This is a genomic window from Geomobilimonas luticola, from assembly GCF_018476905.1.
GTDB classification, from domain to species: domain Bacteria; phylum Desulfobacterota; class Desulfuromonadia; order Geobacterales; family Geobacteraceae; genus Geomobilimonas; species Geomobilimonas luticola.
In genome coordinates this window covers 1-422 of sequence record NZ_JAHCVK010000029.1, presented here as the reverse complement: position 1 = coordinate 422, position 422 = coordinate 1, and the positions used below count along the sequence as shown (strand labels likewise).

Below are 422 nucleotides of genomic sequence, written 5' to 3'. Positions count from 1 at the left end.
ACCAGGGCCATACCGAGGGAGATCTGATCAAGCGGTGCCTTCATGAACAGGGCCGGCTCCAGGAAGCGCTGGCCGGCGTCGACACCGGTCAGGGTGATACCGTCCTTGAGAACCAGCTTGGAGACGTGGTCCTGGATGTTGGGGCTGTTGACGATGTCGGAGAAGAACTGGATCGGATTCATCCCCGCTTTGATGCCGACCAGGATGGAGAGCAGGAAGGCGCCGGACATGAGAAGACCGGCCTTGATGATCTGGACCCAGGTGGTGGCGGTCATGCCGCCGAAGACGACGTAGCCGATCATCAGGATACCGACGCCGATGATGGCGGTCTTGTAGGGGACACCCACCAGCAGGGCCATCAGCTTGCCGGCACCGACCATCTGGGCGGTGAGGTAGAAGGTGGAGACGGCGACGGTGGAAAG

1 protein-coding gene is annotated in these 422 nt (G+C 61.6%); it reads right to left on the bottom strand.

Going from position 1 to position 422, the window contains the following annotated elements; translation table 11 throughout:
• Positions 1 to 422 (bottom strand): sodium:solute symporter family transporter (locus tag KI810_RS17165; RefSeq protein WP_425513910.1); only part of this gene is annotated, 422 nt, incomplete at both ends.